The sequence below is a fragment of the Thermococcus sp. M36 genome, from assembly GCF_012027355.1.
Classification (GTDB): domain Archaea; phylum Methanobacteriota_B; class Thermococci; order Thermococcales; family Thermococcaceae; genus Thermococcus.
Genome location: NZ_SNUH01000337.1, coordinates 1 through 393, shown reverse-complemented (window position 1 = coordinate 393; position 393 = coordinate 1). Strand labels below are relative to the sequence as shown.

Annotated in this window: 1 protein-coding gene; it reads right to left on the bottom strand. The window is 34.1% G+C overall.

The window, feature by feature from the left end:
* Positions 1-83: 83 nt before the first annotated feature.
* Positions 84-393 (bottom strand): DUF6263 family protein (locus E3E36_RS13100; protein ID WP_206203742.1); only part of this gene is annotated, 310 nt, incomplete at its 5' end.

The following is a 393-nucleotide window of genomic DNA, read 5'->3' as shown; positions in this document are numbered from 1 at the left end:
ACACTTAGGCTATATTTTAGCTGAAATGCAGCATTTACAGAGAGCCTATCCTAATGCAGAATGGTAACAGTAAAAAGGTTCTATTAGTAATTATATTTTTCTTCTGTTGTGGCTTTCATTCCAAAAGGAATGGTTTGACCTGCAACTTCAGTATTACCCTTCATATCCATAGTAGTTGTTCTTTTTACAACAAAAAATGTTTTGGTATTCACAGTTGCTGTACCATTAATAGGGCCATTCATCTTCATCACTACACTCATTCCATTGGTTTGCGTAGTAGTACTCATATTCATTGAACCCGTAAAAGCTAAATTTACTAAGCCGTTATCAATAGACGTTACTGTATAGTTATAGACTGCTTTAATAGTGCTATCTGTACCGTAAGATATTTTC